The 12,531-nt window shown below is 63.2% G+C and carries 10 protein-coding genes; 6 read left to right on the top strand and 4 right to left on the bottom strand.

Going from position 1 to position 12,531, the window contains the following annotated elements; all coding sequences use genetic code 11:
- Positions 1 to 64 precede the first annotated feature (64 nt).
- Together xseA and J7655_RS15715 are read right to left on the bottom strand one after the other, a co-directional pair.
- Positions 65 to 1,444, bottom strand: coding sequence for an exodeoxyribonuclease VII large subunit (gene xseA, locus J7655_RS15720; RefSeq protein ID WP_230925245.1), 1,380 nt, complete (start codon positions 1,442 to 1,444; stop codon positions 65 to 67).
- Positions 1,445 to 1,471: 27 nt separating this feature from the next.
- Entirely contained in the window at positions 1,472 to 2,350 is an 879-nt protein-coding gene (locus tag J7655_RS15715) for a LysR family transcriptional regulator (RefSeq protein WP_420850889.1), read from the bottom strand.
- An 88-nt stretch (positions 2,351 to 2,438) separates the two neighbouring features.
- Here J7655_RS15715 and J7655_RS15710 point away from each other — a divergent pair, with 88 nt between their 5' ends.
- Both J7655_RS15710 and J7655_RS15705 read left to right on the top strand, forming a co-directional pair.
- Positions 2,439 to 2,906, top strand: a complete 468-nt coding sequence (locus tag J7655_RS15710; RefSeq protein ID WP_230925243.1) for a multidrug/biocide efflux PACE transporter — start codon at positions 2,439 to 2,441, stop codon at positions 2,904 to 2,906.
- 54 nt (positions 2,907 to 2,960) lie between these two features.
- Positions 2,961 to 3,515, top strand: coding sequence for a sugar ABC transporter ATPase (locus J7655_RS15705; protein ID WP_230925242.1), 555 nt, complete (start codon positions 2,961 to 2,963; stop codon positions 3,513 to 3,515).
- 1 nt (position 3,516) lies between these two features.
- On the opposite strand, the gene J7655_RS15700 is transcribed toward J7655_RS15705, so the two are convergent.
- Entirely contained in the window at positions 3,517 to 5,625 is a 2,109-nt protein-coding gene (locus tag J7655_RS15700; protein ID WP_230925241.1) for a TonB-dependent siderophore receptor, read from the bottom strand.
- 145 nt (positions 5,626 to 5,770) lie between these two features.
- Here J7655_RS15700 and guaB point away from each other — a divergent pair, with 145 nt between their 5' ends.
- From guaB to tadA, 4 genes are all read left to right on the top strand, one after another.
- The gene (gene guaB, locus J7655_RS15695) at positions 5,771 to 7,240 is read left to right on the top strand and encodes an IMP dehydrogenase (protein WP_003462762.1); all 1,470 of its coding nucleotides are present in this window, start codon (positions 5,771 to 5,773) and stop codon (positions 7,238 to 7,240) included.
- A gap of 75 nt (positions 7,241 to 7,315) precedes the next feature.
- Complete coding sequence (guaA, locus tag J7655_RS15690; protein ID WP_230925240.1) at positions 7,316 to 8,893, top strand: glutamine-hydrolyzing GMP synthase; 1,578 nt, start codon at positions 7,316 to 7,318, stop codon at positions 8,891 to 8,893.
- Positions 8,894 to 9,050: 157 nt separating this feature from the next.
- A complete protein-coding gene (locus tag J7655_RS15685; protein WP_230925239.1) occupies positions 9,051 to 10,421 on the top strand; it encodes a multicopper oxidase family protein in 1,371 nt (456 codons plus the stop codon).
- A 41-nt stretch (positions 10,422 to 10,462) separates the two neighbouring features.
- The gene (tadA, locus tag J7655_RS15680) at positions 10,463 to 10,939 is read left to right on the top strand and encodes a tRNA adenosine(34) deaminase TadA (protein WP_230925238.1); all 477 of its coding nucleotides are present in this window, start codon (positions 10,463 to 10,465) and stop codon (positions 10,937 to 10,939) included.
- A gap of 93 nt (positions 10,940 to 11,032) precedes the next feature.
- On the opposite strand, the gene mltF is transcribed toward tadA, so the two are convergent.
- Positions 11,033 to 12,502, bottom strand: a complete 1,470-nt coding sequence (gene mltF, locus J7655_RS15675; RefSeq protein ID WP_230925237.1) for a membrane-bound lytic murein transglycosylase MltF — start codon at positions 12,500 to 12,502, stop codon at positions 11,033 to 11,035.
- Positions 12,503 to 12,531 lie beyond the last annotated feature (29 nt).

The following is a 12,531-nucleotide window of genomic DNA, read 5'->3' as shown; positions in this document are numbered from 1 at the left end:
CACCAACAGAAGCTGGGTCTTGGTGGGCTGAAGCGGAGCGCCGCCCGGCCCACCCTGCCAAGTGTTAGTCCAGCAGCGACAAGGTCGCCGGTTGTATGTGGTTGTCCTCGACGCGCACGTCTAGTTCACCTTCGCCCAGGCGCGCCTTGAGACGCTGGCCGGGCTGGGTTTGCGCGGCGCTGCGCACCGCCTGGCCGCGCTCGTCGAGAAGGATGCTGTAGCCTCGACCGAGGGTGGCCAAGGGGCTGACGATCTGCAGTTGCGCAGCCAGGGCACCCAGTTGCTGGCGCTGGCTGCGGAGCTGGCTGTGCATGGCGCGCGGCAGGCGCGTGGCCAGGCCATCGAGGCGCTGGCGCAACAGAGCCAGGCTGCGGCCTGGATGCTGGGCGGTGAGGCGTGCGTCGAAGCGGGCTAGGCGTTCGCGCTGATGGGCCAGTTGCTGGTTAAAGGCGCGGCGCAGGCGCATGTCCAGATCATCCAGGCGCTGGGCCTGCTGGCGCAGGCGTTCGCCGGGGTGGCGCAGGCGTCGGCTGGTGCCTTCCAGGCGCAGGCGTTCGCGGGCTAAGCGGCCTTGCATGTGCAGCACCAGGCGCCGTTGCAGGTTGTGCAGGCGCTGCACCAGCTCGCTGCTGTCCGGGGCCAGCAGTTCGGCGGCGGCCGAGGGCGTCGGCGCGCGCACGTCGGCGACGAAGTCGGCGATGGATACATCGGTCTCATGGCCCACGGCGCTGACGATGGGCGTGACGCAGGCGGCCACGGCGCGGGCCACGGCTTCCTCGTTGAAGCACCAGAGGTCTTCCAGCGAACCGCCGCCACGGGCCAGGATCAGTGCGTCGTAACCTTGCGCATCGGCGCGCTGCAGGGCGCGGACGATCTGCGCCGTGGCCTCGCGGCCCTGCACGGCGGTGGGGATCAGGTTCAACTCCACCTGCGGCGCGCGGCGGCGGAACACGCTGATGATGTCGCGGATCACCGCGCCGGTCGGTGAGCTGACGATGCCGATGCGCTTGGGGTGGGCGGGCAGGGCGATCTTGCGTTCGCTGGCGAACAGGCCTTCGCCGCCGAGCTTTTCCTTGAGTGCCTCGAAGGCCAGGCGCAGGGCGCCGTCACCAGCGGGCTCTACGGCATCGAGAATCAACTGGTAGTCGCCGCGGCCCTCGAACAGCGAAACCTTGCCGCGCACCTTCACCGCCAGGCCGTCGCGCAGCGCCTGGCGCACGCGTGCGGCGTTCTGCCGGAACAGCGCGCAGCGCACCTGGGCCTGGCTGTCTTTCAGGGTGAAATAGATGTGGCCGGACGCCGGGCGGGCGAGGTTGGAGATTTCCCCCTCGACCCAGATGCCGGCGAACACGTCCTCCAGCAGCAGGCGGGCGCGGTTGTTCAGTTGGCTGACGCTGAGCACCTCGCGGTCGAGGTTCAGGCGGGCAAAAGGGTCATTGATCATGGGGCGGCATGATAAGCGCAGAGGCGCTCAACTGTCTTCGAGCAGACGCTCGAGCAGCCAGGCTGCCACCGGGCCAAGTTCACGCTGGCGCGACCAGATGGCGTCCACCGTGACCCGCCGTGGCCAGCCATTGCAGGGCAGCTCATGCAGGCTGCCAAAGCCGTAGGCATCGACCAGTTGCCTGGGCAGTTCGGCCCAGCCGAAGCCCAGGCGGGCCATCTCCAGCAGCATCAGGTAGTCCGGCGCGGCCCAGCAGCGGCCGCCGCTACCAGTCAGGTCATCGCTGTTGGCGTCGTCATGGGCGACGCTGCTCAGGCGCAGCAGGCGCCAGTGCGACAGGTCGTGATGGCGTACCTGGGCCAGCGTGCTCAGTGGATGATCCTTGGCGACGAACAGGCCGAATTCACTGCTCATGTTCAGGCGGGCGTGGGCGATATGCGGCGGATAGGCTGGCAGTGCCGCGATCAGGCCCAGCTGTGCCCGGCCCTGGGTAACCAGGTCGAGTACGTCGGCCTGTTCGGCGATCAGGCTCTCGAACTGCAGATCGGCAAAGCGTTGATCCAGCTCCTGCAGGCGCATCTCGTATTGTTTCGGCTGGTAGGCATCGGACAGTGCCAGGGTCAGGCGCGGCTCCTGACCCTTGGCCAAACTGGCGGCATGTCGCGCCAGGCGGTCGCTGGCGTTCAACACCTCTTCGGCATGGGCCAGCAGGCTGGCGCCGGCGTCGGTCAGTTGCAATTGACGCGGGCCGCGCTCGAACAGCGCCACGCCCAGATCGATTTCCAGGCGCGCGACGGCCTCGCTGATGGTCGACTGACTCTTGCCCAGGCGTCGCGCCGCAGCGCTGAGCGAGCCGCAGTTGGCGGCCTGAGCGAAGGCTTGCAGCGATTCAGGTGAAATATTCATATCGGTTTGGCCGATGGCTATTGGCTTTGGGTTGGCTGGTATTCCGATGATCATAGCGCTCGTTGCCACTTATCACGAGGTCCGCTTCATGAGTCAGCCCCTGCCGCGTTCACTGCGTGAGCGCATCGGTCACGCCCTGGCCTTCGAGGGCATCGCCGTGCTCATCTGTGCACCGGCCATGGCCTGGTTCATGGACAAGCCACTGTTGCACCTGGGTGTGCTGACCCTGATGTTCTCAACCGTGGCGATGCTGTGGAACATGCTGTTCAACTACCTCTTCGACCGCGCGCAGAGTCGTCTGGGTTTCGAGCGCGGCTTGTGGGCGCGGGTCAGTCATGCGCTGCTGTTCGAGGTGGGCCTGATCGTCGCACTGGTGCCATTGGCCGCCTGGTGGTTGTCGATTGGCCTGCTCGAGGCGCTGCTGCTGGATATCGTGCTGATTCTGTTTTTTCTGCCCTACACCCTGGCGTTCAACTGGATCTATGACCTGTTGCGTGCGCGTTGGCTGGCCCAACGTCAGGCGCAGCTGGACGAGGCGGTCTGTCGAGGGGCTTGATTGGCTGGCCGCAGCGGCTAAGCTGCCGCCCTTTCCCTGTCAGCTCCGAGCACCATGACCGCGCAACTGATCCTCGTCCCGCAGATATCCACGCTTCCTGCACATGAGCAAAAGGCCCAGGCCATGCTGCGCTGGCTGGTCAAGCGGGACATCGTCGCGGCGCTGCCGACCACCTGCGGTCAGGGCGGCAACGGCATGGCCTATGCCATCGGGCCAGGCGCTCGGCATATTGCCCAACGTCCCGAGTTGCTGCCTTATGGGCAGCCGCACAATGGTTTGGAGATCATCACCAAACGCTGCATTTATGTACCGACCCGCGACTTTCTCGAAGAGGCGGGCTGTGCCGAATGCCGCAGGGAAGTGGGCGTGCCGCTGTTCGACAGCCTTGAGCTGTGGTGGCCAGGGGAGACCGACAACTTCACCTGCCCGGAATGCGGGCACGAAGACGACATCAACGGTTTCCTATTCCTGCAGCCGTGCGGTTTTTCCAACCTGGGGTTCATCTTCAACGGTTGGGCGGAAGCCGGCTTGCGCCCGGCGTTCGTCGAGGAGTTCGGCGCCCGCCTGGGCTTTGCCGTCAGGCAGGTGCAGGTAGACGATCCGGCCTGAGTCAGAACTCGACGCTGGCCGACAGGCGCAACTCGCGTGGCTCGCCCACTGCAACGCGCAGGTTGCCACCGCTGGAGGGGTAATAGCGCTCGTTGAACAGGTTACGTACGTTCAGTTGCAGGCGCGTCTTCTCGCCGAGCAATTGGCTGTCCCAGGTGACGAAGGCGTCGGCCACCGTGTAGCTGTCCAGCCAGAATGTATTGGCGTTGTCACCGGCACGTTCACCGACATAGCGGGCGCCGCCACCCAGTTTCCACTGACCCAGTTCCTGCGGCAGATGCAGGTGATGGACAAGGTACAGACTGCCGACGTTGCGCGCGGCGTTGACCAGTTCGTTGCCTTCATTGGCCGGGTCATCGAGGATTTCCGTATCGGTGTAGGCGTAGCTGCCGAGCAGTTCCCAGCGCTCGCTCAGGCGGCCGCTGATATCCAGCTCCACACCGCGCGAACCGACCTTGCCGGCCGCCTCGGAGACGTTGTTGTTGCTGACGACCACGTTTTCCTTCTCGATATCGAATAGCGCCAGGCTGGCACCGATGCCTTGAGGCAGATCGAGTTTCACGCCCAGCTCGTAGCTGCGCCCCTCTTCGGGATCGAATGCCTGGCCAGTATCGGCGTCCGAGGCATTGGGCGCGAAGGAGCGGCTGTAGTTGCCGTAGAAAGCCAGCTGGTCGTTCAGTTGGAAGACCAGCCCGCCGAAGGGCAAGAAGGTGGTGTCATTACGGTCAGTGGGGCGTTTGTAGGTGGTGCCGCGACCCTGTTCGACCAGTTGTTCGAAACGTTGGTAACGGCCACCCAGTACCAGGATCCACTGATCGTTCAGGTGCCAGTTGTCCTTGGCATAGATTGAGCGCGAGTGCAGTTCGTCGCTACGGTCACTGTCTTTGAGGCTCAGCGTCGAAGGTGCGGCGAGGTTGCCGTATACCGGGTTGTAGATATTGAAGCCACCCACCGCCGGGCCGCGCCAGGTGTCGCCACGGAAGTTGTCGACTCGCTCGGTGTCGGCACCGATCAGCAGATCATGTCGCTGGCTAAACAGGTTGGCGTTGCCGATCAAGTCCCAGGCCAGATATTGAGTCTGGTTGTCATGCTCGCTACCGTCAGAGCGGCGCCGCAATGCACCGGGAGTGGCGTTGAAGCCTATCGGGTCTGGCCTAGCTTCGGCATAGTCGTAGCGCTCGTTGTTCCAGCCATAGGTGAGGCGGGTCGACCAGTCGTCGCTGAGCTGATATTCGGCGGTGGCAGTGAGCAATTCGTCGATGCCCTCTGCCTTCGACCAGCTCTCGCCGAAGCGGTCGTTGTAGGAAACCTTGGCCGGTTTGCCGTTGATGATCACCGTGCCACGATCCACCGGCGTGCTGTATTCCTTGTATTCATAGGCGATGTTCAGGCGTAGGCGTTCGCCTTCCCAGCTCAGCGAGGGGGCAATCAGGCTGTTTTCCTTGGTGCCGAAGTTGCGCCAGTAGTCCTCGTTCTGCCGCTCGGCGATCAGGCGAAAGGCCAGGCCACTGTCGGCAATCGGACCGGTCACGTCGACTGCCAGGCTGCCACCGCCGAAGCTGGAGCTGTCCGCAGTCAGTTGCGTGCCCCATTGGTACTGCGGTTTCTTGCTGATGACGTTGATCAGGCCGCCCGGCTCCAGCGCGCCATACAGCAGTGAGGCCGGCCCCTTGAGCACTTCCACGCGTTCGGTGGTGGCGCTGAAGTTGCGCGACAGGCTGGAGCGAATGCCGTCTCGCAAAATTGAACCATCGGCGTTGCTACCGAAGCCGCGCTTGATGAAGCCGTCCTGGGTACCGGCCAGGGTGTTGCTCTGGGTTATGCCACTGACGAACTTCATCGCATCGTCCAGCGACTTGACCTGAAAGTCTTCGAGGGTCTGGGGTGTCACCACCTGTACCGACTGTGCTTCATCCCTGAGTTCTACGGAAGATTTGCTCGCCGAGCTGGCGTGTCTGGCCTGATAGCCGTCATCTTCCTGGGTGGGCCTGGCCACCACTTCCTGGCTGGGCAGCTGCAACTCTTGAGCGAGTGGTTGGCTGGCGGGCAGCAGGCAAAGGGTCAGCAGGACGGCGCATGGGCTGCCCAGACAAGAGCGGGTGAAGTTCATTTGATACTAGGGTGCATATGTTTTTGAGAATCATTATTTTATTATTTTCAACACAGGCCTGCCTAGAGGCGCACTTTGCATTGAGTGCGGCGAGGTCGCTGGGTATAATGCCGCGCTTCTTATTTTCCCGCTCGGGAGCCCGCCCATGCTGCGCATCAGCCAAGAAGCACTCACTTTCGACGACGTCCTGCTCATTCCCGGTTATTCCGAGGTACTGCCCAAGGACGTCAGCCTCAAGACCCGCCTGACCCGTGGCATCGAGCTGAATATCCCGCTGCTGTCCGCTGCCATGGATACCGTGACCGAGGCCCGTCTGGCCATCGCCATGGCTCAGGAAGGCGGCATCGGCATCATCCACAAGAACATGACCGTCGAGCAGCAGGCTGCCGAAGTACGCAAGGTCAAGCGCTTCGAGTCGGGCGTGGTGAAAGACCCGATCACCATCGAGGCCGATGCCACCGTGGGTGATCTGTTCGACTTGACCCGGCAGAACAATATTTCCGGTGTGCCGGTGCTGCATCATGGTGATCTGGTCGGCATCGTTACCAGTCGGGATGTGCGTTTCGAAAGCAATATGGCTGCCAAGGTGCGCGACGTGATGACGCCCAAAGAGCGTCTGGTCACCGTCAAGGAAGGCGAAGACACCCAGGTGGTGCGCAAGCTGCTGCACAAGCACCGCATCGAGCGCGTGCTGATCGTCGATGATCAGTACCGCCTCAAGGGCATGATGACAGTCAACGACATTGAGAAGGCCAAGGCCTACCCGCTGGCGAGCAAGGATGACCAGGGTCGTCTGCGTGTGGGCGCTGCCGTGGGTACCGGTGCCGATACCGGTGACCGTGTTGCGGCGCTGGTCGCAGCCGGCGTCGATGTGATCATCGTCGATACTGCCCACGGCCACTCCAAGGGCGTGATCGACCGCGTGCGTTGGGTCAAGCAGAACTTCCCGGAAGTCCAGGTGATCGGCGGCAACATCGCCACGGGCGCCGCTGCCAAGGCGCTGGTTGAAGCCGGCGCCGATGGCGTCAAGGTCGGCATCGGCCCGGGCTCCATCTGCACCACCCGTATCGTCGCTGGCGTTGGCGTGCCGCAGATCAGCGCCGTGGCCAACGTCGCCGCTGCTCTGGCCGGCACCGGTGTACCGCTGATCGCCGACGGTGGTATCCGTTTCTCCGGTGACCTGTCCAAGGCCATCGTCGCCGGCGCCTCCGCCGTGATGATCGGCTCCATGCTGGCCGGCACCGAAGAAGCACCGGGCGAAGTCGAACTGTTCCAGGGCCGTTCCTACAAGGCCTACCGCGGCATGGGCTCGCTGGGTGCCATGGCGCAGGCGCAAGGTTCGAGCGACCGTTACTTCCAGGACTCCTCGGCCGGTGCCGAGAAGCTGGTGCCGGAAGGTATCGAAGGCCGCGTACCCTACAAGGGCGCGATGAGTGCCATCGTTCATCAACTGATGGGCGGTCTGCGTGCCTCGATGGGCTACACCGGCTGCGCCACCGTCGAGGAAATGCGCACCAAGCCCGAGTTCGTGCGTATCACTGGCGCCGGTATGGCTGAGTCGCATGTCCATGACGTGCAGATCACTAAAGAGGCTCCCAACTACAGAGTTGGTTGATTCGCCGCACTTTTATGAATAACGGGGCTGTTCGATCAGCCCCGTGTCATTTGTGAACACCTACGAGAGACGGCCATGGCCCACGACATTCACGCCCACCGCATCCTCATTTTGGACTTCGGTTCCCAGTACACCCAGCTGATCGCCCGCCGCGTGCGCGAGATCGGTGTCTATTGCGAACTGCACCCCTGGGACATGAGCGACGAAGATATCCGCGCCTTCGCCCCGCGCGGCATCATCCTCGCAGGTGGCCCGGAGTCGGTGCACGAAGCCAATAGCCCGCGTGCACCGCAAGCCGTGTTCGACCTGAATGTGCCGGTACTGGGCATCTGCTACGGCATGCAGACCATGGCCGAGCAACTCGGCGGCAAGGTGGAAGGTTCCGATCTGCGTGAGTTCGGCTACGCCCGTGTCGACGTGGTCGGCAAGAGCCAGCTGCTGGCCGGCATTGAAGACCATGTCGACGCCGACGGCGTGCTTGGTCTCGACGTGTGGATGAGCCACGGCGACAAGGTCACCCGCCTGCCGGAAGGCTTCCACATTCTCGCCAGCACCCCGAGCTGCCCGATCGCCGCCATGTGCGACGATACCCGCCACTACTACGGCGTGCAGTTCCACCCGGAAGTGACCCACACCAAGCAGGGCGGTCGCATCCTCTCGCGCTTCGTGCTGGAGATCAGCGGCTGCGAAGCCCTGTGGACCCCGGCCAACATCGTCGAAGACGCCATCGCTGCCGTGCGCGCCCAGGTCGGCGACGCCAACGTCCTGCTCGGCCTGTCCGGCGGCGTGGACTCCTCGGTGGTCGCGGCGCTGCTGCACAAGGCCATCGGCGATCAACTGACCTGCGTCTTCGTCGACAACGGCCTGCTGCGCCTGCACGAAGGTGATCAGGTGATGGCCATGTTCGCCGAGAACATGGGCGTCAAGGTCATCCGCGCCAATGCCGAAGAGCAGTTCCTGTCCAACCTGGCCGGCGAAGCCGACCCGGAGAAGAAGCGCAAGATCATCGGTCGTACCTTCATCGACGTGTTCGATGCGCAGGCCAGCAAGCTGGACAACATCCAGTTCCTTGCCCAAGGCACCATCTACCCGGACGTGATCGAGTCGGCTGGCGCCAAGAGTGGCAAGGCCCACGTGATCAAGAGCCACCACAACGTCGGCGGCCTGCCGGAGGAAATGAACCTCAAGCTGGTCGAGCCGCTGCGTGAACTGTTCAAGGACGAAGTGCGCAAGATCGGTCTGGAGCTGGGGCTGCCCTACGACATGGTCTACCGCCACCCGTTCCCAGGCCCGGGCCTGGGCGTGCGCATCCTCGGTGAAGTGAAGAAGGAATACGCCGACCTGCTGCGTCGCGCCGACCACATCTTCATCGAAGAGCTGCGCAAGGCCGACTGGTACCACAAGACCAGCCAGGCGTTCGTGGTGTTCCAGCCGGTGAAATCGGTCGGTGTCGTCGGTGACGGCCGCCGCTACGCCTGGGTCGTCGCCCTGCGCGCCGTGGAAACCGTGGACTTCATGACCGCTCGCTGGGCGCACCTGCCCTACGAACTGCTGGAGACTGTCAGCGGCCGCATCATCAATGAAATCGAAGGCATCTCCCGCGTCACCTACGACGTGTCGAGCAAGCCGCCAGCGACCATCGAGTGGGAGTGATCCCCGGCGCTGTATGAGGAAACCGGCTTAGGCCGGTTTTTTCATGCCTGCAGATCGGTGCTGCGGCAACCCGTCTCTGTTTGCGGACTCGTTTTTCAAGTTATGAAAATGAGAAGATACCGCAATTGAGTATGGCTACAGATTGCCGAGGATGAAAATGTCGTTTACCCGCAGACAAATGCTCGCCGGCCTGGCTGGCCTCGGTGTTGCCGGCCTGGGCGCCGGTGGTGTGCGTTACTGGCTGGGGCGCCCGGAGAATGTGGCGAGTCACGACTATGAGCTGATCGCCGCGCCGCTTGATCTGGAGCTGGTGCCGGGGCAGGTGACGCCGGCCTGGGCTTATGGCGGGCAGGCGCCGGGTGTCGAATTGCGCTGTCGTCAGGGCGAGCGTCTGCGGGTGCGCTTCATCAATAAACTGGATGTGCAGAGCACCATTCACTGGCATGGCATTCGTCTGCCGCTGGAAATGGACGGTGTGCCTTACGTTTCCCAGGCGCCGGTGTTGCCGGGCGAGTATTTTGACTATGACTTCATCTGCCACGATGCCGGCAGCTTCTGGTATCACCCGCATACAACCAGTGCCGAGCAGTTGGGGCGCGGCCTGGTCGGGCCGTTGATCGTCGAGGAGCGTGAGCTGACCGGCTTTGGTCATGAGCGCACGTTGAGTCTGAAGACCTGGCACATTGACGAGCAGGGCGCCTTCACCGAGTTTCTGGTGCCGCGTCAGGCGGCGCGTGAGGGTACGCGTGGGCGCTTGACTACCATCAACGGTGAACCCAATCCGACTCTCGAGTTGCCGGCAGGGCAGGTGGTGCGTCTGCGTCTGATCAATGTCGACAACACCGTGACTTATCGGCTCAATTTGCCGGGTGGAGAGGCGCGCATCTATGCGCTGGACGGTAATCCGGTGCAGCCGCGCCCCTTGGGCAAGGAATACTGGCTGGGGCCGGGCATGCGCGTCGATCTGGCGCTGAGGGTACCGGCAGTCGGTGAAGCGTTGTCGCTGCGCAATGGGCCGCTGCGTCTGGCGACGCTCAAGGGTGTAGCCACTGGCGAAACGACGGGAAGCTGGCCGCCGCCCCTGCCGGTCAACCCGATTGCCGAGCCGGATCTGGCGCGCGCCGAAACGCTGCGTTTCAACTTCGAGTGGGCGGCGATGCTGTCCGGTAACGTCGAGCGTGGCGGCAGTTACAAGTATTGGCAGATCAACGGTCAGGCCTGGGATATTAATGACAAAACCTGTGCCGAGCGCCCGATTGCCACGCTGAAGAAGGATGGCCACTACATCTTCGTGCTCCGCAACATGGCGCAGTATCAGCACCCGATTCACCTGCACGGCATGACCTTCAAGGTGCTGAGCTCGGACCGACGCAAGATCATTCCCTACTTCACCGACACTTACCTGTTGGGCAAGAACGAGACGGCGCGCATCGCCTTCGTTGCCGATAATCCCGGTGTGTGGATGTTCCACTGCCACGTCATCGACCATATGGAAACGGGGCTGATGGCAGCCATCGAAGTGGTGTAGGGTAGGCGCCGTTTTTCGCCGGCGCCCTACGGATTGATGCAATGAAAAGACCGCAGATCATCGACCGCTCGCGTGACGAGCACTTCATGCGCCTGGCGCTGGCGCTGGCGCATCTGGGGGCTGAGCAGGGCGAGGTGCCGGTCGGTGCCGTGCTGGTGCAGGGCGGTGAGGTGGTGGGGCAGGGGTTCAACTGCCCGATTTTGCGTCACGACCCCAGCGCCCATGCTGAGATGGTGGCGATCCGTGCGGCGGCGCAAAGCGTGCAGAACTATCGACTGCCCGGCAGCACCCTGTACGTCACCCTGGAACCCTGCAGCATGTGCGCAGGTTTGATCGTGCATGCGCGGATCGCCCGCGTGGTGTTCGCCGCCAGCGAGCCGCGTGCGGGGGTGGCGATCAGTCAGGGGCAGTTCTTCGATCAGGCTTTTCTCAACCACCGCGTGCAGGTGGAAGGGGGCTTGCTGGCCGAAGAGAGCGGGGCGCTGTTGAAAGCGTTCTTCAAGGCTCGGCGCGCCTGAATGGCGTAGCCCGGATGCAATCCGGGGCGAATGCGGGCTGCTGTCGAACCTCTTTCAGGATTGCGTCTTGCCACTTGGTGCGAGTGGCGCACCCTACAAGGGCGGGGTTTGTTCTTCTTCGGGTTTACGCTTGTCGATGCCGGGCAGGTGAGCGCCGCTTTCAGCCACTTGCGTGCCTTCCAGTTGCGGCTGGGTCACCCAGGTCAGGATGTCGTAGTAGCGGCGGATGTTGCGCACGAAATGCACCGGCTCACCGCCACGCGCATAGCCGTAACGGGTCTTGCTGTACCACTGCTTTTGCGCCAGACGCGGCAGGATCTTCTGCACGTCGGCCCATTTGTTCGGGTCCAGGCCTTCGGCCTCGGTCAGCTTGCGTGCGTCTTCCAGGTGACCACCGCCAACGTTGTAGGCGGCCAGGGCGAACCAGGTGCGATCCGGCTCCTGAATGCCTTCAGGCAGTTGCTGATGAATCTGCACGAAGTAGCGGGCACCACCGTCGATGCTCTGCTTGGGGTCGAGCCGATTGGAGACGCCGACCGACTGCGCGGTGCGTTGAGTGAGCATCATCAGGCCACGCACGCCGGTCTTGGAGGTGGCATTGGGTTGCCACAGCGACTCCTGATAGCCCATGGCAGCCAGCAGGCGCCAGTCCACCTGATTGGCCTGACCGGCCTGGCGGAACATCTTTTCGTAGCGCGGCAAGCGCTGTTGCAGGTGCTGGGCAAAGGTGTAGGCGCCGACATAGCCAAGCACGTCGACATGGCCGTAGTAGCGCTCTTTCAGGCGCTGCAGGGTGCCATTGGCTTCGGCGCGCTCAAGAAAGGCATTGATTTCCTGCAACAGGCTGTCATCTTCGCCAGCGGCCACGGCCCAGCGCATGCTGTTGGTATCGCCCAGGTCGAAGGCTACGCGCACGTTGGGGAAATACACCTGGTTCATCGCCAGCTCGTTGGAGTCGACCAGGGTCAGGTCGATCTGCCCTTCGTCGACCATGCGCAGCAGGTCGACCACTTCCACCGCATCAGATGCCTCGAACGCCAGCTGCGGCTGCTCCAGCTTGAGCGCTTCCAGCTGTTCGGCATGGCTGCTGCCGGCGAGCACCAGAATGCGTTTGCCAATCAGATCTTCAGGCTTGGTCGGGCGGCTTTCGCCCTGGCGATAGATGATCTGCGGAGTCACTTCCAGGTACGGAATCGAGAAACGCGCCTGGCGCAGGCGCTGGGGTGTGTCGACGAGGCCGGCGGCAGCCATGACCGGGCCGTCGCTGCGAGCCAGGCTGGAAAACAGGCTGTCGAGGTTGTCGGCAGTTTCGATCTTCAGTTCCAGGCCCAGATCGGTGGCGAAGCGTTTGGCCAGTTCGTATTCGAAACCGGTGGCGCCGTTGCGGTCCTGGAAGTAGGTGGCGGGACTGTTGCGAGTAACCACGCGCAGCTCACCCTCCGCCTTTACCTGCTCGAGTACGCTGGGCTTGGGGTCTTCGCCACAGCCAGCAAGCATCAGGAGGGTGCCAATCGCCAACAGCCCTGTGGCGCAACGCATGCGTGTCGCAGGTCGTGCAAACATCGGCGCAGTATACGCAAAGCGCAGGCGGC

Origin of the sequence: Pseudomonas wenzhouensis (assembly GCF_021029445.1) — a bacterium.
In the GTDB taxonomy this organism is placed as follows: Bacteria; Pseudomonadota; Gammaproteobacteria; order Pseudomonadales; family Pseudomonadaceae; genus Aquipseudomonas; species Aquipseudomonas wenzhouensis.
Note: the sequence above shows the minus strand (reverse complement) of the source record. Positions and strands in the feature narration are given on the sequence as shown.